Origin of the sequence: Cupriavidus sp. OV096 (assembly GCF_900115455.1) — a bacterium.
Taxonomy (GTDB): Bacteria; Pseudomonadota; Gammaproteobacteria; order Burkholderiales; family Burkholderiaceae; genus Cupriavidus.
In genome coordinates this window covers 147,778-174,597 of record NZ_FOWM01000011.1, presented here as the reverse complement: position 1 = coordinate 174,597, position 26,820 = coordinate 147,778, and the positions used below count along the sequence as shown (strand labels likewise).

26 protein-coding genes are annotated in these 26,820 nt (G+C 66.2%); 10 read left to right on the top strand and 16 right to left on the bottom strand.

Translation table 11 applies throughout. The features are described 5' to 3' along the window. The first annotated feature begins 107 nt into the window (after positions 1-107). The 3 genes from BM115_RS21500 (at position 108) to BM115_RS21490 (ending at position 2,024) form a co-directional block, all read left to right on the top strand. Positions 108-497 carry a CidA/LrgA family protein gene (locus BM115_RS21500; protein ID WP_092298902.1) on the top strand — a complete coding sequence of 130 codons (390 nt, stop codon included), beginning with the start codon at positions 108-110 and terminating at the stop codon, positions 495-497. Next, positions 494-1,219 carry an LrgB family protein gene (locus tag BM115_RS21495; protein WP_092298899.1) on the top strand — a complete coding sequence of 242 codons (726 nt, stop codon included), beginning with the start codon at positions 494-496 and terminating at the stop codon, positions 1,217-1,219. The genes BM115_RS21500 and BM115_RS21495 overlap by 4 nt, the downstream gene beginning before the upstream one ends. Positions 1,220-1,331: 112 nt before the next feature. Beyond that, entirely contained in the window at positions 1,332-2,024 is a 693-nt protein-coding gene (locus BM115_RS21490; RefSeq protein ID WP_092298896.1) for a helix-turn-helix transcriptional regulator, read from the top strand. A gap of 23 nt (positions 2,025-2,047) precedes the next feature. Here the strand turns inward: BM115_RS21490 and BM115_RS21485 are convergent, their stop codons facing one another. From BM115_RS21485 to BM115_RS21475, 3 genes are all read right to left on the bottom strand, one after another. After that, positions 2,048-2,542: a glutathione peroxidase gene (locus tag BM115_RS21485; RefSeq protein WP_092298893.1), complete on the bottom strand. Its 495-nt coding sequence runs from the start codon at positions 2,540-2,542 to the stop codon at positions 2,048-2,050. Positions 2,543-2,603: 61 nt separating this feature from the next. Then, a complete protein-coding gene (locus BM115_RS21480) occupies positions 2,604-3,743 on the bottom strand; it encodes a PilT/PilU family type 4a pilus ATPase (RefSeq protein ID WP_092298890.1) in 1,140 nt (379 codons plus the stop codon). Between the two features lie 15 nt (positions 3,744-3,758). Next, positions 3,759-4,802 carry a type IV pilus twitching motility protein PilT gene (locus tag BM115_RS21475; RefSeq protein WP_092298887.1) on the bottom strand — a complete coding sequence of 348 codons (1,044 nt, stop codon included), beginning with the start codon at positions 4,800-4,802 and terminating at the stop codon, positions 3,759-3,761. Between the two features lie 65 nt (positions 4,803-4,867). On the opposite strand from BM115_RS21475, the gene BM115_RS21470 reads away from it, so the two are divergent. Both BM115_RS21470 and proC read left to right on the top strand, forming a co-directional pair. Then, positions 4,868-5,557: a YggS family pyridoxal phosphate-dependent enzyme gene (locus tag BM115_RS21470; protein ID WP_092298884.1), complete on the top strand. Its 690-nt coding sequence runs from the start codon at positions 4,868-4,870 to the stop codon at positions 5,555-5,557. A gap of 82 nt (positions 5,558-5,639) precedes the next feature. After that, positions 5,640-6,470 carry a pyrroline-5-carboxylate reductase gene (proC, locus tag BM115_RS21465; protein ID WP_092298881.1) on the top strand — a complete coding sequence of 277 codons (831 nt, stop codon included), beginning with the start codon at positions 5,640-5,642 and terminating at the stop codon, positions 6,468-6,470. Between the two features lie 43 nt (positions 6,471-6,513). On the opposite strand, the gene ubiA is transcribed toward proC, so the two are convergent. The 5 genes from ubiA to recG form a co-directional block, all read right to left on the bottom strand. Then, positions 6,514-7,407, bottom strand: coding sequence for a 4-hydroxybenzoate octaprenyltransferase (gene ubiA / locus BM115_RS21460; RefSeq protein ID WP_092298878.1), 894 nt, complete (start codon positions 7,405-7,407; stop codon positions 6,514-6,516). 88 nt (positions 7,408-7,495) lie between these two features. Then, entirely contained in the window at positions 7,496-7,981 is a 486-nt protein-coding gene (locus BM115_RS21455; RefSeq protein ID WP_092298875.1) for a Dps family protein, read from the bottom strand. Positions 7,982-8,071: 90 nt separating this feature from the next. Continuing rightward, positions 8,072-8,266, bottom strand: a complete 195-nt coding sequence (locus BM115_RS21450) for a hypothetical protein (protein WP_092298872.1) — start codon at positions 8,264-8,266, stop codon at positions 8,072-8,074. 201 nt (positions 8,267-8,467) lie between these two features. Then, positions 8,468-9,424 (bottom strand): LysR substrate-binding domain-containing protein, encoded by a 957-nt coding sequence (locus BM115_RS21445; RefSeq protein ID WP_092298869.1) that lies wholly within the window; start codon positions 9,422-9,424, stop codon positions 8,468-8,470. A gap of 110 nt (positions 9,425-9,534) precedes the next feature. After that, positions 9,535-11,721, bottom strand: coding sequence for an ATP-dependent DNA helicase RecG (gene recG / locus BM115_RS21440; RefSeq protein ID WP_092298866.1), 2,187 nt, complete (start codon positions 11,719-11,721; stop codon positions 9,535-9,537). 151 nt (positions 11,722-11,872) lie between these two features. Between recG and queA the strand changes: the two genes are divergently transcribed. The 5 genes from queA (at position 11,873) to secF (ending at position 17,711) form a co-directional block, all read left to right on the top strand. Next, complete coding sequence (queA, locus tag BM115_RS21435; protein WP_092298863.1) at positions 11,873-12,925, top strand: tRNA preQ1(34) S-adenosylmethionine ribosyltransferase-isomerase QueA; 1,053 nt, start codon at positions 11,873-11,875, stop codon at positions 12,923-12,925. A 15-nt stretch (positions 12,926-12,940) separates the two neighbouring features. Continuing rightward, positions 12,941-14,071 (top strand): tRNA guanosine(34) transglycosylase Tgt, encoded by a 1,131-nt coding sequence (gene tgt / locus BM115_RS21430; protein WP_092298860.1) that lies wholly within the window; start codon positions 12,941-12,943, stop codon positions 14,069-14,071. Positions 14,072-14,282: 211 nt separating this feature from the next. Next, complete coding sequence (yajC, locus tag BM115_RS21425) at positions 14,283-14,609, top strand: preprotein translocase subunit YajC (RefSeq protein ID WP_092298857.1); 327 nt, start codon at positions 14,283-14,285, stop codon at positions 14,607-14,609. Positions 14,610-14,846: 237 nt separating this feature from the next. Continuing rightward, entirely contained in the window at positions 14,847-16,712 is a 1,866-nt protein-coding gene (gene secD / locus BM115_RS21420) for a protein translocase subunit SecD (protein ID WP_092298854.1), read from the top strand. Positions 16,713-16,736: 24 nt separating this feature from the next. After that, positions 16,737-17,711, top strand: a complete 975-nt coding sequence (gene secF, locus BM115_RS21415; protein WP_092298851.1) for a protein translocase subunit SecF — start codon at positions 16,737-16,739, stop codon at positions 17,709-17,711. A gap of 67 nt (positions 17,712-17,778) precedes the next feature. Here the strand turns inward: secF and BM115_RS21410 are convergent, their stop codons facing one another. From BM115_RS21410 to purB, 8 genes are all read right to left on the bottom strand, one after another. Beyond that, positions 17,779-18,777 carry a response regulator gene (locus BM115_RS21410; protein WP_092298848.1) on the bottom strand — a complete coding sequence of 333 codons (999 nt, stop codon included), beginning with the start codon at positions 18,775-18,777 and terminating at the stop codon, positions 17,779-17,781. Continuing rightward, positions 18,774-19,907 carry a hybrid sensor histidine kinase/response regulator gene (locus BM115_RS21405; protein WP_092298845.1) on the bottom strand — a complete coding sequence of 378 codons (1,134 nt, stop codon included), beginning with the start codon at positions 19,905-19,907 and terminating at the stop codon, positions 18,774-18,776. Before BM115_RS21405 ends, BM115_RS21410 begins: the two co-directional genes overlap by 4 nt. Before the next feature lie 7 nt (positions 19,908-19,914). Beyond that, complete coding sequence (locus tag BM115_RS21400; protein WP_255370932.1) at positions 19,915-21,303, bottom strand: sensor histidine kinase; 1,389 nt, start codon at positions 21,301-21,303, stop codon at positions 19,915-19,917. Next, positions 21,275-22,666: a class I SAM-dependent methyltransferase gene (locus BM115_RS21395; RefSeq protein WP_092298842.1), complete on the bottom strand. Its 1,392-nt coding sequence runs from the start codon at positions 22,664-22,666 to the stop codon at positions 21,275-21,277. Before BM115_RS21395 ends, BM115_RS21400 begins: the two co-directional genes overlap by 29 nt. Positions 22,667-23,000: 334 nt before the next feature. After that, on the bottom strand, positions 23,001-23,591 hold the full coding sequence (locus BM115_RS21390; protein ID WP_092298839.1) for a YceI family protein: 591 nt from the start codon (positions 23,589-23,591) through the stop codon (positions 23,001-23,003). Positions 23,592-23,670: 79 nt separating this feature from the next. Next, positions 23,671-24,246 carry a YceI family protein gene (locus BM115_RS21385; protein ID WP_092298836.1) on the bottom strand — a complete coding sequence of 192 codons (576 nt, stop codon included), beginning with the start codon at positions 24,244-24,246 and terminating at the stop codon, positions 23,671-23,673. 33 nt (positions 24,247-24,279) lie between these two features. Next, positions 24,280-24,864 (bottom strand): cytochrome b, encoded by a 585-nt coding sequence (locus tag BM115_RS21380; RefSeq protein ID WP_092298833.1) that lies wholly within the window; start codon positions 24,862-24,864, stop codon positions 24,280-24,282. Positions 24,865-25,120: 256 nt separating this feature from the next. Then, the gene (gene purB / locus BM115_RS21375; RefSeq protein WP_092298830.1) at positions 25,121-26,497 is read right to left on the bottom strand and encodes an adenylosuccinate lyase; all 1,377 of its coding nucleotides are present in this window, start codon (positions 26,495-26,497) and stop codon (positions 25,121-25,123) included. Positions 26,498-26,820: the final 323 nt, after the last annotated feature.

Here is a 26,820-nt window from a genome sequence, read left to right as displayed (position 1 = left end):
ATGCGCCTGCCCTCTCCCCCAGCCCTCTCCCAAAGGGAGAGGGGAGCAAAACACGGCCCGCGCCATCGGAGTACCATGTCGGCACATTTCGACCCTGATGCGCCCCCATGCTCCAGACGTTTGCCATCCTGCTGGTCTTCCAGACCGTGGGCGAGGTGATCAGCTACGCGCTGCGCCTGCCCGTGCCCGGTCCTGTGATCGGCATGCTCCTGCTCTTCGGCTGGCTGGTCTTCGACAACCGCCTGCTCCCCATCATCCAGAACACCACCAGCGAGCTGCTCAAGCACCTGTCGCTGCTGTTCGTGCCGGCCGGCGTCGGCATCATGGTCCACGCCAACCGGATTGGCGGCGAATGGATGCCGATTGTCGTCGCGCTGGTCATCTCCACCTGGCTGGCCATCGTCGTGACCGCGCTGGTCACCCGGGCGCTGATGCGCAAGCCGGCGCCGCCCCAGGCCGAAGCCGCCGAAGCTGCCGATAGCGGGGCGCAGCCATGATGTCGCCGCGTCTGAACGAGATCTGGGTCTACCTGTCGGCCAGCCCGCTGATCGGGCTCACCGCCACGCTGATCGCCTACGTCTTCGCGTTCCGGATCTACGAGCGCGCGCGGTACTCGCCGCTGGCCAACCCGGTGATGATCTCGGTGGCCATCCTCGTCACCGTGCTGACCGTGACCGGCACGCCGTACAAGACCTACTTCGACGGGGCGCAGTTCGTCCACTTCCTGCTCGGGCCGGCCACGGTGGCACTGGCGGTGCCGCTCTACACCCAGTTGCCGAAGCTGCGCGCGCACGTCTTCCCGCTGCTTTGCGGGCTGGTGGCGGGATCGCTGGTGGCCGTGGTGTCGGCGGTGGGCATCGCCTACGCGCTGGGGGCGTCGCCCGAGGTGGTGCGCTCGCTGGCGCCCAAGTCGGTCACGATCCCGATCGCCATGGGGGTGTCCGAGAAGATCGGCGGCCTGCCCTCGCTGACGGCCGTGCTGGTGATGGCCACCGGCATCATCGGCGCGGTCAGCACCACCGGCCTGCTCAACATGCTGCGCGTGCGCGACTACGTGATTCGCGGCTTCGCCACCGGCGTGGCGGCCCACGGCATCGGCACGGCGCGCGCGTTCCAGGTCAACCAGGAGGCCGGCGCCTTCGCCGCGCTGGGCATGGGCCTGAACGGCGTGCTGACCGCCATCGTGGTGCCGGTGCTGGCGGCATGGATGCCCCACTGACCGGGGCGGGTTCCCCTGCCACCCCTGACACCCTCCTGACAGTACGCTGTCAGGAGCCGGCGGGCATGATGCGCCCATCCGGCCCCCCGCCTCCTTCATTCTTCCCCAGCCCATGAGCCGCCGTGCCGACCGCCTCTTCCAGATCGTGCAGGTCCTGCGTGGCCGCCGGCTGACCACGGCGGCATTGCTGGCGCAGCGGCTGGGCGTGTCCGAGCGCACGGTCTACCGTGACATCCAGGCGCTGTCGCTGTCGGGGGTGCCTGTGGAGGGCGAGGCTGGCATCGGCTACCGGCTGCGGCCGGATTACGATGTGCCGCCGCTGATGTTCACCGCGATGGAAGTGGAAGCGATGGTCGCCGGCCTGCGCCTGCTCAAGGCCTGGGGCGGCGGCGCGCTGGCCGCGGCGGCGGATCCGGCGCTGGAGAAGCTGATGGCCGCCCTGCCGCCCCCGCGCCGCGTGGCGGCGCAGCAGAGCCGGATTTTCGCGCCCGAGTACCTCAACCATCCGGCCGTGCGCGAGGCCTTCGACACCGTGCATGGCGCCATTGGCGCGCAACGGCTGCTGCGGCTCGACTATATCGATGCCCAGCAGCGCGTCACCGAGCGCGTGGTGCAGCCGCTGGGGCTGTTCTTCTGGGGCAATGTCTGGCTGCTGGCGGCGTGGTGCACGGCGCGGTCCGACTATCGCAGCTTCCGGCTGGACCGCTGCCGCACCATCGAGATCCTCGACGAGCAATTCCACGAGACGCCGGACCGCTCGCTCAACGGCTTCCTGCGCGCGGTGCAGTCCGATATGCCGGGCTGAGGCAGTCAGGCCCGGCTGACCCATCAGGCTGCCGGATCGCTCAGCAGCGTCTCGATATCCGCGCGGATGTCCTCGGGCTTGGTCGTCGGTGCGTAGCGCTTGAAGACCGTGCCATCGCGGCGCAGCAGGAACTTGGTGAAGTTCCACTTGATGCCCTGGGTGCCGAGCACGCCGGGCTTTTCGGAGGTCAGCCACTTGTAGAGCGGATGGGCACCGGCGCCGTTGACCTCGATCTTCTCGAACATCGGAAACTTGACCTGGAAGCGCGTCTCGCAGAACTGGCCGATCTGCGCCGCGTCGCCCGGCTCCTGCTTGCCGAACTGGTTGCAGGGGAAGCCGAGCACCGCCAGGCCGCGCGGCTCGTAGGCCTCGTGCAGCGCCTCCAGCCCGGCGTACTGGGGCGTGAAGCCGCACTCGCTGGCCGTGTTGACGATCAGCAGCACCTTGCCGTGGAAATCGGCCAGCGGCACCGGCTGGCCGGACAGGGACTTCGCTTCGAACTGGTAGACGTTGCTCATGGCGGCTCCGGAGAATGCATTGCAGACAACCGCGAGCATACCGCGCCCGCCGGTCGTCCGATCAAATGACGTTCAGGTGCTCGGTGCCGGCACCCAGGTCGGCGTCGCGGTGGCGGGCGCTGTGGAGCTTGATCATCAGGCGCAGGTCATTCAGCGAGTCGGCGTTCTTGAGCGCGTCCTCGTAGGCGATCTTCTCTTCCTCGTACAGTTCGAACAACGCCTGGTCGAAGGAGATCATGCCCTGCTCACGGGACTTCTTGATAACTTCCTTGAGCTCGTGGATCTCGCCCTTGAAGATCAGGTCGGCCACCAGCGGCGTTCCGATCATGATCTCCACGGCCGGCACGCGGCCCTTGCGGCCGGCGCGCGGCAGCAGCCGCTGCGAGATCATCGCCTTGAGGTTCAGCGACAGGTCGATCAGCAGCTGCTGGCGCTTCTCCTCGGGGAAGAAGTTGATGATCCGGTCGATGGCCTGGTTGGCGTTGTTGGCGTGCAGCGTGGCCAGGCACAGGTGGCCCGTCTCGGCGTACTGCATCGCGTATTCCATGGTGTCGCGGTCGCGGATTTCGCCGATCAGGATCACATCCGGCGCCTGGCGCAGGGTGTTCTTCAGCGCCACGTGCCACGACTCGGTGTCGATGCCGACCTCGCGCTGCGTGACGACGCAGTTCTGGTGCGCGTGCACGTACTCGATCGGGTCCTCGATCGTGATGATGTGGCCGTACGAGTGCGCGTTGCGGTGGTCGAGCATGGCCGCCAGCGAGGTGGACTTGCCCGAGCCCGTGGCGCCGGTCACGATTACCAGCCCGCGCTTGGCCATGACGATCTCATGGAGCGACGTGGGCAGGTCCAGGTCTTCCACCGACGGAATGCGCGTGTTGATCGTCCGCACCACCATGCCGGCCTTGCCCTGCTGGATGAAGGCCGAGACGCGGAAGCGCCCGGCGTTCGGCGCGGTAATCGCGAAGTTGCACTCGCGGCTTTCGTCGAATTCCTTCACCTGGCGCTCGTTCATGATCGAACGGACCAGGCCCAGCGCCTGCGCCGGGTTGAGCGGCTGCTGCGAGACGGGCGTGATCTTGCCGTCCACCTTGATGGCCGGCGGGAATTCGGACGTGATGAACAGGTCCGAGCCGCGGTTGTTGACCATCAGCTCCAGCAGGTCGTTGATGTACTTCGCGGCGGATTCGCGGTCGAGCATGGCGTCGGCCTCCCCTTAGCCCATGAAGGCGTCGGGATTCTTGGCAATCGCCCGCGCGTCGTTGTAGTTGATCATGCCGCGCTTGATCAGGTCGCTCAGGCACTGGTCGAGCGTCTGCATGCCCATACCGCTCGACGTCTGCATCATCGAGTACATCTGCGCGATCTTGTTCTCGCGGATCAGGTGGCGGATGGCGGGCGTGGCGATCATGATCTCGTGCGCCGCGGTCCGGCCGTTGCCGTCGCGCGTCTTGAGCAGCGTCTGGGAGATCACGGCCTCGAGCGATTCCGACAGCATGGTCCGCACCATGTCCTTTTCCTCGGGCGGGAACACGTCCACGACCCGGTCGATGGTCTTGGCGGCGGAACTCGTGTGCAGCGTGGCGAAGACCAGGTGGCCGGTTTCGGCGGCGGTCAGCGCCAGCCGGATGGTTTCCAGGTCACGCAATTCGCCCACCAGGATCACATCCGGATCCTCACGCAGCGCCGAGCGCAGCGCGTTCGAGAACGAATGCGTGTGCGGGCCCAGTTCGCGCTGGTTGATCAGGCTTTTCTTGGAGGTGTGGACGAATTCGATCGGGTCTTCCACCGTGAGGATGTGACCCATGTCGTTGTCGTTGCGGTGATCGACCATGGCCGCCAGCGTGGTCGACTTGCCCGAGCCGGTCGGCCCGGTCACGAGCACGAGACCGCGTGGCTTGATGCAGAGGTCCGCGAACACGGCCGGTGCATGGAGGTCATCGAGCGTCAGGACTTTCGACGGAATGGTCCGGAACACGGCGGCGGAGCCGCGCTGCGTGGTGTAGGCATTGACCCGGAACCGTGACAGGCCGGCAATCTCGAACGAGAAGTCGACCTCGAGGCGTTCTTCGTAGCTCTTGCGCTGAACGTCGCTCATGATGTCGTACACCATGGCGTGGACGTCCTTGTGGCCCATGGCCGCCACGTTGATCCGCCGCATATCCCCGTGAATACGCACCATCGGCGGCATGTCTGCCGAGAGGTGGAGATCGGATGCCTTGTTCTTGACCGCAAAAGCCAATAGCTGCGCGATGTCCATCTATAATGACCCCACCCTAATATACGACTTGTTGTTGTGTACTTCTTTGGTATGTCCGCCGGATTATGTCTGTAATCGCCGCCAACTTGCAAGCCGTGCTAAATGACATCGCGGCGGCTGCACAACAAGCCGGCAGGGACCCGTCCGCGGTCACCCTGCTGGCCGTCTCCAAGACCGTCGCGCCGGCCACCGTGCGGGCGGCTTTCCAGGCCGGGCAGGCCGCTTTCGGGGAAAACTACGTCCAGGAAGGCCTCGACAAGATCGCCGCCCTGGCCGACCTGCGCGACCGGATCGCCTGGCATTTCATCGGCCCGCTGCAAAGTAACAAGACCCGGCCGGTGGCCGAGCAGTTCGACTGGGTCCACGCCATCGACCGGCTGAAGATCGCCGAGCGGCTGTCGGCCCAGCGGCCGGTGGGCATGGCGCCGCTCCAGGTCTGCATCCAGGTCAATATCAGCGAAGAGGCCAGCAAGAGCGGCGTGGCGCCGGCCGAGGTACTGCCGCTGGCGCAGGCCATCGCCGCCCTGCCGAACCTGCGGCTGCGCGGGCTGATGGCGATTCCGGCGCCGGCCGACGACCCGGAGGCCCAGCGCCGGCCGTTCGCGGCGCTGCGCGGGTTGCTTGATCAACTCCGGCAATCCGGTCTACACGTAGACACGCTCTCGATGGGCATGTCCGCGGACATGGGCGCGGCCATCACCGAGGGCGCCACACTGGTGCGCATCGGCACCGCGATTTTCGGCGCGCGCGCCTGACGGCGCAGCGCCCCCCCCCACCCACAAGAACGCCGGGCGACACGCATCGACCCGGCAACATTCGGAAAAGACAAGGAAAGACATGCTCGATACGCTCACCTTCGGCTTCCTCGGCGGCGGCAACATGGCCTCCGCCCTGATCGGCGGCCTGGTGGCCCGCGGCGTGCCCGCGCGCGCCATTTGCGTCATCGATCCGTCGGACGATGCCCGCCAGCGGCTGGAACAGACGCTCGGCGTCCGGACCCAGGCCGCGCCGGACGCCCGCTTCGGCGCCAGCCACGTCATCGTGCTGGCGGTCAAGCCGCAGCAGTTCCGCGACGCCGTGGCGCCGCTCGTGCCGCATCTGGGCGCCAGCCAGGGCAATCTGATCATCAGCGTGGCGGCCGGCATCCGGCTCCAGGACATGGGCCGCTGGCTGGGCACGTCGCGCCTGGTGCGGGCGATGCCGAACACGCCGGCGCTGGCCGGCATGGGCATGACCGGCCTGGCCGCCGCGCCGGGCCTGAGCAAGGCGGACCGCGCCATCGCCACGGCTGTGGCGCAAGCCGTGGGCCAGTGCGTCTGGGTCGATGACGACAACCAGATCGACGCCGTGACGGCCCTCTCGGGCAGCGGCCCGGCCTACGTCTTCTACTTCATCGAAGCCATGGAGCGCGCGGCGAAGGAGATGGGCCTGACCGCCGAACAGGGCCGCCAGCTGGGCGTGGAGACGTTCCGGGGCGCGGCCGCGCTAGCTGCCGAGTCGTCGGAGCCGGTGTCCCTGCTGCGCGAGCGCGTGACATCGAAGGGCGGCACGACCTACGCGGCGCTGACGTCGATGGACGCGGACAAGATGCAGGACGCCTTCGTCCGCGCCATGCACGCGGCGGCGGCCCGGGGCCGCGAGATGGGCGCCGAGTTCGGCAAGGACTGAGGAATAGTCCGGGCGGGAGTCCGGACCAACGCTGAACGGCCGCTTACTTCAGCCAGTAGGCGAGCGCCGTTCCTGCGAACACCACCCCGCCCAGCCAGTTGTTGTGCCGGAACGCCGCGAAGCACTTCATGCGGTCGCGGTCACGGATCAGCGTGTAGTGGTAGCCGGCCAGACCGGCCGCCCCCACCAGCCCGGCGTAATACGGCCAGCCCAGCCCCAGCAGCGCGCCAGCCCAGGCCATCAGGCCCAGGAAGCCGGCGTAGCAGAGCATGATCGCTGCCACGTCGAAGCGACCGAAGGTGATCGCCGAGGTCTTGATGCCGATCAGCAGGTCGTCGTCACGGTCGACCATCGCATAGGCGGTGTCGTAGGCCACGGACCAGAAGACGTTGGCCAGCAGCATCAGCCACGCCACGGGGGGCACCTCCCCCTGCACCGCCGCGAACGCCATCGGAATCCCAAACCCGAAGGCAATGCCGAGGTAGGCCTGCGGAATCGCGAAGAATCGCTTGAAGAACGGATAGGTGCCGGCTACCACGGCCGCCACCACGGCCAGCGCCTTGGTCAGCCCGTTCAGCGGCAGGATCAGCGCGAACGCCGCCAGCGCCAGCACGGCGGCCACCACCAGCGCCTCCCAGCCGGCGATGTAGCCAGCGGTCAGCGGCCGCTCCTTGGTGCGCTTCACATGCTTGTCGAAGTCGCGGTCGGCCCAGTCGTTCATGGCGCAGCCCGACGAGCGCATCAGGAACGTGCCGACGAAGAAAATCCAGAAAATACCCCAGGCGGGCGGCCCTTCGGCAGCCATCCACAGCGCCCACAGCGTGGGCCACAGCAGCAGCAGGGTACCGATGGGCTTGTCGATCCGCACCAGCCGCGCGTAGAGCGCGAGGCGTCCGGGACGGCGGGGTTGCGGCGGGGCGGCGGAATGTTCGGACATGGGGACTGCGTTCACTTCTGGCGAGACAAAACAAAAAACGCGTCGCGGCGTGGATAGCCGTGACGCGTTGTGCGCTGGTCAGACAGACTCAGGCCAGCATCGCGCGCAGCATCCACGCGGTCTTTTCGTGCGTCTGCATGCGCTGGGTCAGCAGGTCGGCCGAGGGCTCGTCGCCCGCTGCATCGATGGCCGGGAACAGCGAGCGCGCGGTGCGCACCACGGCTTCCTGGCCTTCCACCAGCTTGCGGATCATCTCGGTCGCGTCGGGCACGCCTTCTTCCTCGGCGATCGACGACAGCTTCGCGTACTCCTTGTACGTGCCCGGTGCCGGGTAGCCCAGCGCGCGGATCCGCTCGGCGATGGCGTCCACGGCCAGCGCCAGCTCGGTGTACTGCGTCTCGAACATCGTATGCAGCGTGTTGAACATCGGCCCCGTCACGTTCCAGTGGAAGTTGTGGGTCTTGAGGTAGAGGGTGTAGGTATCCGCCAGCAGCTTGGACAGGCCTTCCGCAATCTTCTTGCGGTCCTTGTCGGACATGCCGATGTTCACGCTCATCTCATTCTTCTTTGCCATGGTCGTTCAGCTCCGTTTGTAGCCACGAGGAATCCAGCCCACGCCATTCAGATTGTCGGGGGGCAGTCGGCGGCCATTATCGCATTAGCTTTATGTGCCGAGGAAGGCAAAACCCTGCGCCGCGTGGAAGAACATCGCCATCGCGCCCAGCGCCACGATGGCCATGCCGATCTCCTTGCGCACCACCTTGCGGCGCAGGCGGCTGGCTTCCTCGGTGCGCGGACCCTCGTCGGCGGCCGTGCGCAGTTGCTGGAATTCGGTCACGAACAGGTCGAGCATCGTCATGGTGTTTCTCCGCTTCAGTCGGTGGATGCCCCGCAGGCGGGGTGTCGATGAGTGAAGTATAGGAAAATCTATCGAACTTCACATTCGATAATATCAACCTATTGCATAGCGATTGGCTATGTCTCAATGCGGCGCAAACAAAAACGGCAGGGAAGCGCCCCTGCCGTGATCGATGTCGACGTGGATGTCGTGAGAATCCGCTCAGGCGGCCACCGCTTCCACGGACGCCGCGTCGCCAATCCGGCTCACGCCGGCCAGGTCGCACGCCGCCACCGCATTGGCCAGCGCCTCCATGGCGGGCAGGCGCGTGAAGCTCTTGCGCCACGCCAGCACCACGCGGCGGTCCGGCACCGGATCGGCGAAGGGCACGTAGGCGAGCATGTCGTTGCGCGGCTTCAGGTCGGGCACCGAGGTGCGCGGCAGCACGGTAATGCCCACGCCGCTGGCCACCATATGGCGAATCGTCTCAAGCGACGACCCTTCGAAGGTCTTCTGGATGCCGTCGGCGGCCTGCGAGAAGCGCGACAGCTCCGGGCACACGCCCAGCACGTGGTCGCGGAAGCAGTGCCCGCTGCCCAGCAGCAGCATGGTCTGCTGCTTGAGTTCGTCCGGATCGACACTGCGCTGCTCGGCCAGTTGATGGCCGCGCGGCACGGCCACCACGAAGGGCTCGTCGTACAGCGGGCGCACGGTCAGGCCCGAATCCGGGAACGGCTCGGCCATGATCGCGCAGTCGATCTCGCCCTGCTTGAGCAGTTCGATCAGCTTGTTCGTATAGTTTTCCTGCAGCATCAGCGGCATCTGCGGCACCGTGCCGATCATCTGCTTGACCAGCATCGGCAACAGGTACGGCCCGATCGTATAGATCACGCCCACGCGCAGCGGCCCGGCCAGCGGGTCCTTGCCCTGCTTGGCGATCTCGCGGATGGCCATGGTCTGCTCCAGCACGCGCTGGGCCTGGGCCACGATCTGCTCGCCAATGGCCGTCACCGACACCTCGGAGGTGCCGCGCTCGAAGATCTGCACGGTCAGCTCGTCTTCCAGCTTCTTGATGGCCACCGACAGCGTCGGCTGCGAAACGAAGCACGCCTCGGCCGCCCGGCCGAAATGGCGCTCGCGCGCCACGGCGACGATGTACTTGAGTTCGGTGAGCGTCATGACTTATCAGGTTCGGTTAGGCGATAGATTTTAACTTCGATTGCGCCTTCTGTCAGATCGGCACTGTAATGTATCGTCTTAGGCACATATAAGGCTTGTCTTATGCGCCGTCACGCCTTCAAAAAGTGCTCCCGCCCCCCCAGCCAGCGCAGAAGATGCGCTTCCACGGCCTCGGGGAAGCGCGCCAGCATCAGTTCGGCAGCTTCCTGGGCATAGTCCACCAGCCAGGCATCGGTGTTGAGGTCGGCAAAGCGCAGCATGGCCTCGCCCGACTGGCGCGCGCCCAGGAATTCGCCGGGGCCGCGGATCTGGAGGTCGCGCCGGGCGATCTCGAAGCCATCGGTGGTCTCACGCATCGTGGCCAGCCGCTCGCGCGCCGTGGGCGAGAGCGGCGCCTGATACATCAGCAGGCAGACCGATTCCGCGCTGCCCCGCCCCACGCGCCCGCGCAGCTGGTGCAGCTGGGCCAGGCCGAAGCGCTCGGCATGCTCGATCACCATCAGCGAGGCGTTCGGCACATCCACCCCCACCTCGATCACCGTGGTCGCCACCAGCACCTGGAGCCGGTTGGCACTGAAATCGCCCATGACCGCAGCCTTCTCGGCGGGCGGCAGGCGGCCGTGGACCAGCCCCACGCGCAGGTCCGGCAGCGCGGCGATTAGCGTTTCATACGTCTCGACTGCAGTCTGTAGCTGGAGCGCCTCCGATTCCTCGATCAGCGGGCACACCCAGTAGACCTGGCGGCCCTCGGCGGCGGCGTGGTGCACGCGTTCGATCACCTCGTCGCGCCGCGCGTCGTTGACGAGCCGGGTCACGATTGGCGTGCGGCCCGGCGGCAGTTCGTCGATCACGGACACATCGAGGTCGGCGTAGTAGGTCATGGCCAGCGTGCGCGGGATCGGCGTGGCCGACATCATCAGTTGATGCGGAACCTTGTCCGGCGCGGCTTTCGTGTCCGCCTCCCCCGCCTTGCCGCGCAGCGCCAGCCGCTGCGCCACGCCGAAGCGGTGCTGTTCATCGACCACGGACAGCCCGAGCCGCGCAAAGCGCACGGTGTCCTGGATCAGCGCGTGGGTGCCGATGACCAGCTGCGCCTCGCCCGATTCCACGCGCGCAGCGGCCTCGCGCTTCTCCTTCGCCTTGAGGCTGCCGGCCAGCCAGACCACGGGCACGCCCAGCGGCTCCAGCCACGCGGAAAGCTTGCGGAAGTGTTGCTCGGCGAGGATTTCAGTGGGTGCCATCAGGGCGGCCTGATAACCGGCGTCGATGGCCTGGCAGGCGGCCAGCGCGGCCACGATGGTCTTGCCGCTGCCCACGTCGCCCTGGAGCAGGCGGTGCATCGGGTGCGGGCGCGTCATGTCGGCGGCAATCTCCTCCACCACGCGCTCCTGCGCCCCGGTCAGCCGGAACGGCAGCGCGGCCAGGAAGCGCGTGAGCAGCCCGTCCGCGTGGCGCGGCATCGACGGCGCGTTCTTCTCGCGCCGCGCGGCCTGCGAGCGCCGCAGCGAGATCTGCTGGGCCAGCAATTCGTCGAATTTGATCCGCTGCCAGGCCGGGTGCGAGCGGTCCGCCAGCGCGGCCTCGCTCTCCTGCGGCGGCGGGTTGTGCAGCAGGCGCAGGCAATCGGCCAGCGGCGCCAGCTTTAGCTGGGCAACCGGGCCCTGCAGCACGGCCTGCGGCAGCGTCTCGGGCATCGGCGTGCGGGACATCGCCCCGCCAATCGCCTTGCGCAGATAGGCTTGCGAGATGCCGGCCGTGGCGGGATAGACCGGGGTCAGGCGGTCTGGCAGGGCCTCGCCGGGCACCACGGGGCGCACCTGCGGGTGGACCATCTCGGCGCCGAAGAAGCCGCCGCGGATCTCGCCGCGCACGCGCAGGCGCACGCCTTCGGCCATCTGCTTGGTCTGGCTGCCATAGAAATTGAGAAAGCGGAGCGTCAGCTCGCCGGTGTCGTCGGCGATCTTGACCACCAGCTGGCGGCGCGGCCGGAAGGTAACCTCGTTCGAGATGACCTCGCCCTCCACCTGCGCGGCCAGGCCCATGCCGGCGCGGCGGATGGCCTCGCCGATGGTTTCCAGCGCGGTTTCGTCCTCGTAGCGCATGGGCAGGTGCAGCACGAGGTCCACCGGGCGGCGCAGCCCCAGCTTGGCCAGGCGGGCCACGGCCGACGACGGCTTGGCCGGCGCGGCCGGCTTGCCCTTCGGGGCGCGCTCGACGGACGTGTCGTTGCGGTCGCTGGGTTCGCTGTTTTCGCTATCGTCGCGACGGTCGAGGGAGTCGGTGGCGGTGCCTGGCATCAGCGCGTGAATATGGGCGGTAAACGGGGGACTGGCCGATGCGCGGACGTCCCAAGCCTTACAATGTCGGATTCGCCGATTGTACCCATGCCTGTGACGACGCCCCAACCCGGTGCCGCCACCCGCTTGCCGTGCCCGCTATTCTGAAGCAATGTTGACGCTATCCGACTTCGATTTTCCCCTGCCGCCCGAGCTGATCGCGCAATCCGCCCTGCCCGACCGCAGCGCCAGCCGCCTGCTCGTGGTGGAGCGGACCGCGCCGGAAGACCGTGCCGACGCCGTGCGCTTGGTCGACCGCGCGTTCAGCGACATCCTGGACTACCTCGGTCCCAACGACCTGCTGGTCTTCAACGACACCCGCGTGATCAAGGCGCGCTTCTTCGGCCAGAAGCCGAGCGGCGGCCGGGTAGAGGTGCTGGTGGAGCGCGTGGTCGACAGCCATACGGTGCTGGCGCAGGTGCGCGCGTCGAAAACGCCCGTTGAGGGCAGCCAACTGCACTTGGCCGACGATGCCTTCGCCGTGACGGCGGGGCCGCGCGTCGACCAGTTCTTCACGCTGCGCTTTCCCGCGCCCGCGCTGGACCTGATCGAGCAATACGGCCGCCTGCCGCTGCCGCCCTACATCACGCACGATCCCGACGCCTACGACGAAACCCGTTACCAGACCGTCTATGCCCGCAACCCGGGCGCCGTGGCGGCGCCGACGGCCGGGCTCCATTTCGACGACGCGCTGTTCGCGCGGCTCGATGCCAAGGGCGTGCGCCGCGCGTTCCTGACGCTGCACGTGGGCGCCGGCACGTTCCAGCCGGTGCGGACGGAGAACCTCGCCGAACACAAGATGCACGCGGAGTGGTACGCCATCACGCCCGAACTGGCCGAGGCGGTGCGCGAGACCCGCGCGCGCGGCGGCCGGGTGATCGCCGTGGGCACCACCTCGCTGCGCGCGCTCGAATCCGCCGCGGCGGCGGACGGCACGCTGGCCCCGCACAGCGGCGACACCGACATCTTCATCACGCCGGGGTACCGCTTCCGGCTGGTCGATGCCCTGATCACCAACTTCCACCTGCCCAAGTCCACGCTGCTGATGCTGGTCTCGGCGCTGGCCGGCGTGGAGGCCATCCGCGCCACCTATCGCCACGCCGTGGATCAACGCTACCGCTTCTTCAGCTACGGCGACGCCATGCTGTTGACCCGCCTGGACTGACCTGAGACCCGCCAAATGCTCGATTTCGAACTGCTGACCACCGATGGCAACGCCCGCCGCGGCCGCGTCACCCTGAACCACGGCGTCGTGGAGACGCCCATCTTCATGCCCGTGGGCACCTATGGCTCGGTCAAGGCCATGTCGCCGCTCGAACTGAACGAGATCGGCGCGCAGATCATCCTCGGCAACACCTTCCACCTGTGGCTGCGCCCCGGGCTGGACGTGGTGGAGGCGCATGAGGGCCTGCATCGCTTTGTCGGCTGGGACAAGCCCATCCTGACCGATTCAGGCGGTTTTCAGGTGTTTTCACTCGGAGAACTACGCAAGATCACCGAAGATGGGGTCACGTTCGCGTCGCCGGTGAATGGCGACAAGCTGTTCCTGTCGCCCGAGATCTCGATGCAGATCCAGCGCACGCTGAACTCGGACATCGTCATGCAGTTCGATGAGTGCACGCCTTATGAGATCGATGGCCGCCCCGCCACGCACGACGAGGCCGCGCGCTCGATGCGCATGAGCCTGCGCTGGGCCAAGCGCTCGCGCGACGAGTTCGAGCGGCTGGACAACCCGAACGCGCTGTTCGGCATCGTCCAGGGCGGCATGTTCGAGGATCTGCGCGACGAGTCGCTGGCCGGGCTGTCCGAGTTGGACTTCCACGGCTACGCCATCGGCGGGCTGTCCGTGGGCGAGCCCAAGGAAGACATGATGCGCGTGCTGGAACACGTGGGCCCCCGCCTGCCGGCCAACAAGCCGCACTACCTGATGGGCGTGGGCACGCCGGAAGACCTGGTGGCCGGCGTGGCCTCGGGCGTGGACATGTTCGACTGCGTGATGCCGACCCGCAACGCCCGCAACGGCTGGCTGTTCACCCGCTTTGGCGACGTGAAAATCCGCAACGCGGCCCACCGCAACGACCCGCGCCCGCTGGACGAGACCTGCGGCTGCTACACCTGCCGCAATTTCTCGCGCGCCTACCTGCACCACCTGCACCGCGTGGGCGAAATCCTCGGCGCGCGCCTGAACACGATCCACAACCTCTATTACTACCTGGAACTGATGCGCGAGATGCGCACGGCTATCGAGGAGCACCGCTTCGAGCCGTTCCGGCGCCAGTTCGCCGAGCACCGCGCGCGCGGGACCAAGTAGGCGCCGCTTGAGAATGTTCTGAAAACCAGACAACCGAATGAACTTCGGGCGGTGGCATGGTCGAATGTTGGCGGGTGTCTGCAACGTCTGGAAAAGGACGTGCAAATCACCCCGAACAAACCCGCAATTCGAACCTAGAATGCTCTGGCGGGACAAACACGGGTGATAGAATGCCCGATTCCCTGATTGACCTTTGTGACGGAGAAGTAACGTGCTGATTTCCAACGCTTTTGCCCAGACTGCCAGCGCCGGTGGCGCGGCGGGTGGCCTGATGAGCTTCCTGCCCATCATCCTGATGTTTGCGGTGCTGTGGTTCATCATGATCCGCCCGCAAATGAAGCGCCAGAAGGAAGCCAAGGCGATGATGGAAGCGCTGGCCAAGAATGACGAAGTCGTCACCGCCGGCGGCATCCTGGGCCGCGTGGTCAAGGTCAACGAGCAATACGTGGTAGTGGAAATCTCCGAAGGCACCGAAGTCACCGTGCAGAAGAATGCCGTGACCACGGTGCTGCCGAAGGGCTCGCTGAAGTCGCTCTGACCGGGCCCGCCGGGCGCCACGCATGCGGCGCCTGAACCCGCCTGATTTTCCCGGCATGTTCGTCAGCACGGCTGTTCATCTTGCCGTGCGCATGCCCCAGCAGCCGCCTGAACCAGCCCGCGGGTCCATACCAGACCCGGCCAGGGCTGCCAGGCGGCTGTTTGCCAACCGGTCCGGCCGGATCGGCGCGCCCCCCGCGCGCCCGTCGGCCACGCCAACCGCAATGACTGGCCAGAGATGAATCGTTATCCGCTTTGGAAGTACATCGTGATCCTGGTGGCCCTGGCCATCGGCATCATCTACACCCTGCCGAACTTCTTCGGCGAGGCCCCGGCCGTGCAGGTCTCGTCCGCCAAGGCCACCGTCAAGGTCGACCTGTCCATGCAGAAGCGCGTGGAAGAGGTGCTGGCGCAGAGTCAGCTCCAGCCTGACGGCGTGTTCTTCGACGTGTCCGGCCAGTCCGGCTCGGTCAAGGCGCGTTTCCGCACCACGGACGAGCAGCTCAAGGCCAAGGATGCGCTGACCCGGGCGCTGAACCCGGATCCGGCCGACCCGACCTACGTGGTGGCGCTGAACCTGCTGTCCGGTTCGCCGCGCTGGCTGACCGCGATGCACGCGCTGCCAATGTACCTGGGCCTGGATTTGCGCGGTGGCGTGCACTTCCTGCTCCAGGTGGACATGAAGGGCGCGGTGGACAAGAAGCTGGACAGCCTGTCCGGCGATGCCCGCACCCTGCTCCGTGACAAGAACATCCGCCATGGCGGCATCGACCGCGATGGCGCCCGCCTGATCGTGCGCTTCGGCAGCGCCGCCGATGGCGACCGCGCGCGCGCCGTGCTGGCCGACAGCCTGCGGGAACTGTCGTTCACGATGGACGGCAACAACGTGGTCGGCACGTTCACCGACGCAGCCCGCAAGGCCGTGCAGGACGCCGCCGTCAAGCAGAACATCACCACGCTGCACAACCGCGTGAACGAACTCGGCGTGGCCGAGCCGGTGATCCAGCAACAGGGCGCGGACCGCATCGTGGTGCAGCTGCCCGGCGTGCAGGACACCGCCAAGGCCAAGGACATCATCGGCCGCACGGCCACGCTGGAGGCCCGCCTGGCCGACAACGACGCGCCGCGCAACCCGCGTCCGGGCGACCCGGTGCCGTTCGGCAGCGAGCTGTTCACCCAGGGCAACGGCGCGCCGGTGGTCCTCAAGAAGCAGGTGATTTTCACCGGCGACCGCATCGAATCCGCCTCGGCCGGCTTCGACCAGAACCAGCGCCCGTCCGTCAACATCAAGCTCGACGCCCAGGGCGGCCGCGTGCTGCGTGACGTGTCGCGCGAGAACATCGGCAAGCCGATGGGCATCGTGCTGTTCGAGAAGGGCAAAGGTGAAGTCCTGACCGTGGCGACGATCCAGTCGGAACTGGGTTCGAGCTTCCAGATCACGGGCTCGTACTCGACCGAGGCGGCCAATGACCTGGCGCTGCTGCTGCGCGCCGGCTCGCTGGCGGCTCCGATGGACATCATCGAGGAACGCACGATCGGCCCGTCGCTGGGCGCGGACAACATCCAGAAGGGCTTCGACTCCGTGGCCTATGGCTTCGGCGCCATCGCCGTGTTCATGGTGCTGTACTACATGCTGTTCGGCATGTTCTCGGTGGCCGCGCTGGGCGTGAACCTGCTGCTGCTGATTGCCGTGCTGTCGATGCTGCAGGCTACGCTGACGCTGCCGGGCATCGCCGCTATCGCGCTGGTGCTGGGCATGGCCATCGACGCCAACGTGCTGATCAACGAGCGTATCCGCGAGGAGCTGCGCTCGGGGGCCTCGCCGCAGATGGCCATCGCGGTCGGTTTCGACCGCGCGTGGGCCACCATCCTGGACTCCAACGTGACCACCCTGATCGCCGGCCTCGCGCTGCTGGCCTTCGGTTCGGGCCCGGTGCGCGGCTTCGCGGTGGTGCACTGCCTGGGCATCCTGACCTCGATGTTCTCGGCGGTGTTCTTCAACCGCGGCCTGGTCAACCTCTGGTACGGCCGCAAGAAGAAGCTCCAGAGCGTGGCCATCGGCCAGATCTGGAAGCCGGACACCGAAACGCCGGTCGCCAAGTAAGCACGGACACATCAGGACAACATCATGGAATTTTTCCGCATCAAGCGCGACATTCCGTTCATGAAGCACGCGTTGGTCTTCAACGTGATTTCCTTCCTGACGTTTGCCGCGGCTGTCTTCTTCCTCTGGCAGAAGGGCCTGCACCTGTCGATCGAGTTCACCGGCGGTACGGTGATGGAGGTGACCTACTCGCAGGCGGCCGACCTTGAGAAGATTCGGGGACAGGTCGGCAAGCTCGGCTACACCGACGTGCAGGTGCAGAACTTTGGCACCTCGCGCGACATCATGATCCGTCTGCCGCTGCAGAAGGGTCCGGACGGCAAGCCGGTGACCTCGGCCCAGCAGAGCGAGCAGGTCATGGGCGCGCTGCAGGCCGCCACGCCGGACGTGAAGCTCCAGCGCGTGGAGTTCGTCGGCCCGCAGGTGGGCAAGGAACTGGCCACGGATGGCCTGCTGGCGCTGCTGTGCGTGGTGGCCGGCATCGTGATCTACCTGTCGTTCCGCTTCGAGTGGAAGTTCGCGGTGGCGGGCATCATCGCCAACCTGCACGACATCGTGATCATCCTGGGCTTCTTCGCGTTCTTCCAGTGGGAATTCTCGCTGTCGGTGCTCGCGGCGGTGCTGGCGGTGCTGGGTTACTCGGTCAACGAGTCGGTCGTGATCTTCGACCGGATTCGCGAAAACTTCCGCAAGTACCGCAAGATGACCACGCACGAGGTCATCGACAACGCGATCACCAGCACGATGTCGCGGACCATCATCACGCACGGTTCGACCGAAATGATGGTGCTGTCGATGTTCTTCTTCGGCGGCCCGACGCTCCATTACTTCGCGCTGGCCCTGACGGTGGGTATCCTGTTCGGTATCTATTCGTCGGTGTTCGTGGCTGCGGCGCTGGCGATGTGGCTGGGCGTGAAGCGCGAGGACCTGATCAAGGGCGAGAAGAAGCCCGGCGATACCAACGACCGCAACGACCCGAACTTCGGCGCGCAGGCCTGACGGCTGCTGGCACGCTGGAAACGAAAAAGGCGCCCGAGGGCGCCTTTTTCGTTGCTATGCCGCAGGCTTAGTCCGACAGCTGCTCGATCCACACCGCGAGGCGGTCCGAAGCGAACGTCTCGGTCCGCACGCCGGCGCGTGCCGAGATGGCATCGGCCTCGCGCTGCAACTTCAGCGCGCCACCGGCTTCCTCGATCCATAGCAGAACGGCCAGCCAGTCGGCGTGCCCGGCCGAAACCACCTCGCCCACCGGGTTGCCAACGAACTCGCCGAGCGCCGACGGGGCCAGCCAGGTCACAGTATCGCCGTCGCGCCGCACGGCGCCGTCGCCCAGCGTTTCGGCGAGGACCGCCACCGCGTCGGCGGCACCCTTCCCGGCCAGACGACCTCGCAATTCGATGAGCCGCTTGCCCACTGCGTGGCCGAACGTGCCGCTGCGCTGGCTCTCCGCGCCGACCAGATCGGCGTAGTCCAGGCGTTGCCAGTCAGGTTCCGCGTTGCGCGCGCCAGCCAGCGAGGTGCCGGCGAGATAGGTTTCCACCGGCTGGAAGCGGCCCGGGCCGATCAGGCTCGCGCACAACGCCTGCACCATGCCGACGCGCGTGGCCACGGTCTGCTTTTGCAGCACCGACAGCTTCTCGCGCAGCAATTGGTCACGCTCCTTGCGCAGCCCGGCCAGCTCCAGCGCCTGCTTCAGCTCCATGCGCAGCGCGGTGATATCCCACGGCTTCTTGATATAGCGATGGATCTGGCCCTGGTTCACCGCTTCCACGGTCTGGTCCAGTTCCGAATAGGCCGTGGTCAGGATGCGCACAATGTGCGGGTAGCGCTCGCGCGCGTAGCGCAGCAGTTCATTGCCATACTCGCCCGGCATGCGCTGGTCCGAAACCAGCACGGCGAGGCTATCGGCATGGGCGTCGAGCAGGGCCTTGCCCTCCTCCACCGAGCCGCCGGTTACCACCGGAGCCAGCTGGCCAATGGCGCGCTGGAAGTATTTGACGGCCGTGGCCTCGTCATCGACGAACAGAATCGCCGGGGGTGCCTGCGTAGTATTCAGTTCGCTCATCGATCACTCCTGTGCATACGATTCTTGAAATTTGGGAAATCGAGGGTAACGGTGGTGCCGGCCCCGGTTGCCGAGGCAATGCGGATGCCGCCGCCGAACGACTGCATCACGCGGTTGCAGAAAATCATGCCGAGGCCGCTGCCGCCGGCCGCCGCGTGCGTCGTGACCGGGTCCACAAGCAGCCGGTCCATCACTTCCGGGGGAATGCCGGGACCATTGTCAGCAATACGGATCTCGGGGCGCTCGCCAGCCACCACCACGAAGCGCAATGCCGGCGTGGGCACGTCGCCCAGCGCCCGCAGCGCGTTGCTCATGACGGACGACAGCACCAGCGCCACGCAATTCGGCAGCGTCGGCACCGGAAAATCGCCATGCAGCTCAACTTGCACCCAGTCACGTTGGTTATCGGCAAAAGGATAGGTATCCAGTAGCGATGCCACCAGCGCGCCCGCGCTGACCTCCTGCCCAACACCCGGCTTGGGCGCCACCGTGCCCGCGCTGCTGCGCACGGACTGCAGGAACGACGACAGCACTGCCAGGCAATACTGGGCGTTGTCATGCATCGCACCGGCCGCATGGCCGATCTCGGCGTTGCGCTGCGGGCTGTACTCGCCCGCCACGCGCGAGCCGATGCCGCGCGCGAAGTTGGCGATGGCCGCCAGCGGGGTGTTCAGCTCATGGGCCAGGAACGCCAGCGTCTCGTCGATGGCCATCAGGCGCTGCTGACGGACCGCGCGTTCCCGGTGGCGCTCGCCGGCCAGCCGCAGCACGTCGCGGATCTCGGCCACGGCCAGCGGCTTTTCCAGGATGCGGAAGACCTCGCCGCTGTTCACGGTCTTCAGCAGCATGTCCTTGTCGGCATAGGCCGTCACGAGCAGGCGGACGATATGCGGGTATTCCTGCGCCACCTGGCGCAGCAAATCACCGCCATCACGCCCCGGCATGCGGAAATCGGTTACTAGAATGGAAATCTGCGCGTGATGTGCGTGCAGCACCGCCATGGCGGCATCGGCGCTGGTGGCCGACAGCACCTCATATTCGTTGCCGACGGCCCGCGCGAAGTATTTGCACGCCATCTCTTCGTCATCGACGTAGAGCACGGTCGGGCGCGGCTGGCTGGTATCGCTCATTGCCCCCTCACTCCGCGCGCGGCAGGTCGAAGCTGAACGCGGCCCACTGGCCCAGTTCGCTCTCGGCAAACAGCACGCCGCCGTGGCGCTCGACAACCGCGTAGCTGATCGACAGCCCGAGGCCAAGCCCCTGGCCCACCTCGCGGGTGGTGAAGAACGGCTCGAACACGCGCGCGAGATGCTCCGGCGCGATGCCCGGCCCGTTGTCGCGTACGGCCACGTGCATCCGCCCATCGGTCCACTTCACCGTGGTGTGGATGGCAGGCTGCTGCGTACCGGCCTTTCGCATGGCCAGCGCGGCATTCGAGAAAAGGTTGATCAGCACGCCGATAATGGCCGCTTCGTCGCCCATCACCAGCGTATCGTCGGGCAATTCGCGCGTGACCTTTACGCCGCGCAACTCGTGCGCGGTCAGCCGGACCGATGAGTCGAGCGCCTTCTCGAACAGGAACGGGGTGCCCTCCACCTCGGCCCCCGGCTTGCGGTAGGCGAATGTCTTCAGGTCGGAGACGATATGCTGGATGCGCTGCATGCCCTGCTTGGCATCGACCAGGCATTCCTCGAGGCCCGGCTCGTTCTTGGTGACCGGTTCCTCCATGGCCACCTCGATCGCCATCAGGCAGAAGTTCACCGGATTGTTGACTTCGTGCAGCAACCCCGCCGCCAGCGTACCGATGGCCGCCATCTTCTCCTGCTGGAGCATCTGGCCCTTGATATCGACCAGCTTGCGGTTGATGACCTCGAGTTCGGTGTTCTTGTCAGCCACTTCGGCCTTCAGGCGGAACAGCATGAAGCGCGCCCGTTCATTAAAGAACGTGTACACGCCACTGGCCGCCGCGGCAAAGAGCAGGAACAGCGAATTGACGATGAAAGTGCCCATCGGCTCGACGCCGCCCGAGTGCAGCAAACACGCCGCGGCGTAGAGCAGGTACGAGAGCACGCCGAAGACGAGGTTCTGCCAGAGCCCGAACGGCAGCGCGATACCCGAGGCGAAGATCGCCAGGTTCAGGCCCACGTAGTACGGCGACTCCACGCCTTCGGTCTGCGAGATCATCCACGCGATCATGACCTGCGGCAGCAGCAGCCACGACATCGTCAGCCACGGCGCGAAGCGGCGGCCGGCGTTGCTGTACAGCGCGACGATCACCCCGGCGATCAGCAGCGACACCACGATCCGCGCCACGGCGAATGGCAGCTGCTTGTCCGGATACTGGCCGTAGTCGAGCCCTACGCCCAGCAGCACCAGTACGATGGCCGTGTAGGCGCCGCCCCGGCTGAACGCCAGGCGGAAGTCGGCCAGTTCGGACTGGTAGCCGGCGTACAGCTCGTTGCCACGCGCGGCCGGGGCGGACGGCGCCGCCTCGGCGTCACTGGATAGCGGCTTCGGCGAAGACATTGACGCCGGTTTCATCGACATAGAGTCGGTGGGCATTCGAGTTCTCCGGCAGCAGCGAGGCCATACTGGCCTCGTCGCGGTAGATCAGGTACCACTCCAGCAGGTGCTCCATCCCGAACTTCTCGGGGTTGTCGGAGTGGACATTCGTAACCAGCAGGTTGCCGCCCGGGCGCGTGCGCGAGGCGAAATAGGTCAGCAGCCGCGCGCAGACCTTGTCCGACAGGTAGTCGAACAGCCCGGCGCAGTACACGGCGTCGAACGTACGCGTGGTGGGGTCGTCGGGCGAGATGCGGCGCTTGAGCAGGTCATGCACCGACTGGTGGACCATGTCGACGGACACCTTGTGCCCGGCCGAAGCCGCCGAGCGCTCGATGGAACTGCGCGTGTAAGCGAGCGTTTCCTCGCTGAAATCCACGAGCTGGAACGACAGCAGTTCCGGATTCGGATACTCGCGCACGAAGCGCTGGATCTCGAACGCCGGCCCGCAGCCCACGTTCAGCACGCGGAACGGCCGGCCTTCGGCGCGCGCGCGCTCGGCCTGGCGGGTCAGGTAATCGACCAGCAGGTCGATCCGGTTGCGGTGCGCGGTGGCCACCGCCGCCTTCAGAAACGCTGTGTTGACGATCTGGAAGTACGTGGTCGGCCCCTGTTGCGGGTCGCTCAGGATCTGGTTGACCATCTCGTAGTCGCCGGCATAGCCGAGCGGCTTCGTAAATGTCCGATAGACGAACGGGGCTCGCAGCAGCAGCGGGTGCAGGGCCGCCTGGGCGTAGGTACGGTGCACCGGGGCGATCTCGGGGTCCACCTGCTGGGCCTCGCCCTCGAGCCAGTCCAGGTAGACCTTGACCTTGCCCATCAGCGGCACGGCCAGCTCGTAGAACACGTCCTCGCGCAGGCGCCCCTCGGTCTTCGGCAGCGACTCGGTCAGGTCCACCTGCTCGACCCAGCGCGACACCTCCGAGAGATACGCGCGCATCTCGTTGACCACGATCTGGTAGTCGCGGCGGATATTGAAACGGGTGTCCCAGTCCTGCACGAAGAGCTCGGCTTCGCGCGCGACCGATTTCGGTGCGTCGTTGACGTCGGTCAGCTCGCGCCATTCGTCGATCAGCGTCAGGGAGACCACGGCGGTCAGGCCGGTATTCACCAGGCTCATGACCACGGCCTTGCCGAGGTAGGCGTTCTTCGCCCCCATCCGCACGCTCAGCTCACTGAGCACCTCGCTGACCTGAACGATCGAGTAAGGATTGTAGATTTCCATCACCAGCGACTTGCGCTGGAGATTGATGATCGTGCCCCGCACCTGCTCGCCCTGCGAGTTGCGGAAGCTAACTACCGGATCGATTTGCGTTTTGGAGTACACGGTATCGCGCCAGGGAAATCCAGGGAACGCTGCGGGCCGGGGCACCCGAAGGGGCCGGCCGGGTACAGCTCAGGCAAGAAGCTTGCGGCGGGGATACCGGAATCAGGGAATGCAGCCAATACTCATAACAATGCGCGTGACCGGTTATGGGGCAGACGCACGCCAGGAATGGCAGGCGCGGCGCCCCCGAAGGTGGGACTGCGGCGAGCCATTGTACTGTGGCTGTCGGAAACCATACAACATTGCTTCCGCGCCATGAAGAGGGGTATCGGCAGGAACGAAAAAAAGGGCCGGCGTGTTGCCGGCCCTTCGCGTCTTGTAACAAACGCCTGACTTAGTCCGCCTTGACGGCTTCCACCTGGATCGCCAGCTTGACGTCCTGTTTGAAACCGTACTTCGCGCCGTAGTCGATGCCGAAGTCCGCGCGGTTGAACTGGCCCACCGCATCGGCGCCGCATGCCTCGCGCTTGAGCATCGGGTGTTCGATGCACTTGAACTGGCGGATTTCCAGCTTCACCGGCTTGGACACGCCGCGCAGCGTCAGCACGCCATCCACTTCGGTCGGCACGTCGCCCTTGAACTTCGAGAACTTGCCCTTGTACGTGGCTTCCGGGAAGGCCTGCACGTCGAACATTTCCGGGCCCTTGGCATGCTCGTTCAGCTTGGCGTTGCCGAAGTCGATCGACGACGGGTCGATCTTGATCTCGACCGTGCCGGCCTTGGCCGCGCGGTCCAGCGTGACCACGCCGGTCGACTTGTCGAACTTGCCGCGCCAGTTGGACAGGCCACCCAGGTGGTCGGCCTCGAAGCTCGGGTAGGTGTGGGTCGGGTCCACGTTGTAGGTCACGGCATTGGCCATGGCGGCGCCGGCGGCCAGCGTGGCGGAGGCAGCGGCAACAGCCGCGAACAGGGTGCGCATCTTCATGTCTAGGTCTCCCGTCAAAAGGTTGGAGAGGAAAGTCGAAATACAGCGAGGAAATCGATGGGCGGGCACGCGGCCTGCCTCAGCCCTTCTTCGCCGGGGTTACGATGTGGAACTTGATCTGCACGTCGTCGGCCACCACGGAAGTGTCCTTCCATTCGCCGTCGCCGATATTGAACACGGTGCGCTTGATCGGCAGCACACCGTCGAACACCTGCCCTGCCGCGTCCTGCTTGTACGTGGCAGGCACCACCACGTCCAGGGTCTTGCCCTTGATGGTCAGCTTGCCAGTCACATCGTACTTGCCCGCCGCGCCGGCCTTGATGGCGGTGGACTGGAACACGGCCTTGGGATACTTGGCAGCGTCGAACCAGTCCTTGCCCTTGACCTCCTTGGTGGTCTCGGCATCGCCGATCTCGAAGCTCGACACGTCGATTTCCACCTTGGCGGACGACGTGGCCAGCTTGGCCGGGTCGAAATCGACCGTTGCGTCGAATTTCTTGAACTTGCCTTCCATCGGCACGCCGATCTGCCGCGCCGTGGCGGTGACGGTGCTCTTGGCTGTGTCGATCTGCGCCCAGGCCAGGTTGGCGGCAAGGCCGGCCGTGGCCAGCGCGGCGGCCACGACGATGGCGCCAGGACGGGTCATGCGTTTCATCGGTGCACTCCTCTCAGGAAAATACGATGTCATTCAGCGCAGGAACGGAATCATCCGGGCGAGCGTGCCGTCGCGGTCGATCACCTGGTGCTTGATGGCGGCGGCCGCGTGCAGCAGCACGATACCTGCCATCAGGTAGTTGAGCCAGGCGTGGGCGGCCTGCAGGATCGGCTTGAGCGTGGTATTGGCCTCGATCAGTACCGGCATCTTCCAGAGACCCAGGTAGACCACCGGCACGCCGGCCGATAGGCTATAGAAGTAGCCGGTCAGCGGCACCACGATAATCAGCACATACAGCAGATGGTGCGCGGCGGCGGCGGCGCGGGCCTGCCAGGCCGGCGTGCCGGCCGCCACGGGCGGTGCGGCGTGGGCAGCGCGCCACAGCACGCGCAGCACGGCCACGGCGAAGATCGTCACGCCGAGCCATTTATGCCACGAGAAGAGCTTGAGCTTGGTCGGCGTCAGGCCCGGAATGCCGGTCATGTACAGGCCTAGCCCGAACGCCGCGAAAATGCCGAACGCGATCAGCCAGTGCAGGCCGATAGCGGTCGCCGTGTAGCCATTGGCACCATTGCCGCCGCGACTGCGCGCGACGCTGTGCACCCCGTATGAAGTCATGTCTGTGAATCCCTTCGATTTTTCTTATAGCGATCGTCCGGACCGGCCATCGGCCAGCGGGGGCTTGTGTCGCCCTACCCTGCTGGCAGGAATTCTCGCATTATTGGCATTCGTCCGTGCGCTATGAGATGCGGAACTTCATGAAGTCGTTCAAATGATTTGATGTGACGCATTGCCGCAGGGGCGAAAAAAAGGGCCAGCGCAACGCCAGCCCTTCTTCCTCATCGCTTCAGACCCTTCCGGGTCCCCTGCGCCCTTAGATCTTGTTCGCCAGTTCCACGGCCTTGCCGATGTAGCTGGCCGGCGTCATGTCCAGCAGCAGTTGCTTGGCATCGTCCGGAATCGCCAGGCCCGACACGAAGGTCTGCAGCGCCTCGCGCGAGATGCCCTTGCCGCGCGTCAGCTCCTTGAGCTGTTCGTACGGGTTCGGCACGCCAAAGCGGCGCATCACGGTCTGCACCGGCTCGGCCAGCACTTCCCAGCAGTTGTCGAGGTCTTCGTTCAGGCGTTCCGGATTGGTTTCCAGCTTGCCCAGGCCGCGCAGGCAGGCCTCGTAGGCCAGCAGGCTGTAGCCGAACGCCACGCCCATGTTGCGCAGCACGGTGGAGTCCGTCAGGTCACGCTGCCAGCGCGAAACCGGCAGCTTTTCCGAAAGGTGGCGCAGCACGGCGTTGGCCAGGCCGAGGTTGCCTTCCGAGTTCTCGAAGTCGATCGGATTGACCTTGTGCGGCATCGTCGACGAGCCGATCTCGCCGGCCTTGGTCCGCTGCTTGAAGTAGCCCAGCGAGATATAGCCCCACACGTCCCGGTTCAGGTCCAGCAGGATCGTGTTGGCGCGCGCGATGGCGTCGAACAGCTCGGCCATGTAGTCGTGCGGCTCGATCTGGATGGTGTACGGGTTAAAGCTCAGGCCCAGGCGCGACTCGATCACCTGCTTCGAGAACGCTTCCCAGTCGAACGTCGGGTAGGCCGACAGGTGGGCGTTGTAGTTACCCACCGCGCCATTCATCTTGCCGAGCAGTTCCACGCGCTGGATGCGCTCGATGGCGCGCGCCAGGCGGGCGGCCACGTTGGCCATTTCCTTGCCCAGCGTGGTCGGGCTGGCCGGCTGGCCGTGCGTGCGCGACAGCATCGGCTGGGTAGCGTTGGCCTTGGCCAGTTCCACCAGGCGGGCCTGCACGCGCTGGAGCGTGGGCACCAGCACGCCGTCACGGGCGCCCTTGAGCATCATGCCGTGCGAGGTGTTGTTGATGTCTTCCGAGGTGCAGGCGAAGTGGATGAACTCGCTCGCGGCCTCCAGCTCGGCGTTGCCCTTGACCTGTTCCTTGAGCCAGTACTCCACGGCCTTGACGTCGTGGTTGGTCACGGCCTCGATGTCCTTGATGCGGGCGGCGTCGGCTTCGGTGAAGTTCTCCACCAGTGCCTGCAGCTTCGCCTCGGAATCGGCCGAGAACTTCGGCACGTCCGGCAGGCCGGCCTGGGCCAGGGCGATCAGCCAGTTGACCTCGACCTTCACGCGATTACGCATGAAGGCCGCCTCGGAGAGCCACTCGCGCAGCGCGTCGGCCTTGGCGGCATAACGGCCATCGATGGGAGACAGTGCGGTGAGCGGCGAAAGGGATGGGGTGGACATGCTGGCAACCGGGAGAAAGAGGGAAGACGGGTTTCCGCGGGGGCGCGGTAACCATGCGAAGACTGGCGAGGCGGGCGGCTTCAAGCGACCGATGCGCCGCACGGGGCGAGCCGCCGGGCGCGCCATCGGACCTGCCGCCGGCACGCCACAAAGGGCTGGCCGGCATCGCGCAACGCGGGATTTTACCATCGCCCACCGCGCCTGTGCGGCGCGCCATGGGTCAGGCGACACAGAGCGTGCGAAGCGCCGCATTGACACGGCATCCGCGGGCCGGCGCGGGTATACTCGCGCTCGCCGTTCCAGTAGCCTGTTATGAAGTCCAT